Genomic DNA, 259 nt, shown 5'->3' with positions numbered 1-259 from the left:
TCCGTTCCAGTTGTCCCCGACCTTGCGCGGCCGCCGCGTCGGTATCCTCGGCCTCGGCGCGATCGGCAAGGCCGTGGCCAAACGTCTCGAAGCATTCGGCACCACGATCGCCTATCATGGCCGCTCCCGGCAGGAGGACGTGGCCTACGACTATCATGGCAGCCCGGTCGCACTGGCGGCGGCCTGCGACGTGCTCATCGTCCTCGTGCCGGGCGGCTCGAAGACGCGACATCTGGTCGACGGCGACGTGTTGCGCGCG

1 protein-coding gene is annotated in these 259 nt (G+C 69.1%); it reads left to right on the top strand.

Annotated elements, in window-relative coordinates:
• The coding region (locus AC0IYH_RS32365; RefSeq protein WP_471838426.1) for an NAD(P)-dependent oxidoreductase at positions 1 to 259 on the top strand (259 nt) is incomplete at both ends.

This window comes from Pseudomonas sp. AC463 (genome assembly GCF_979253585.1).
Note: the sequence above shows the minus strand (reverse complement) of the source record. Positions and strands in the feature narration are given on the sequence as shown.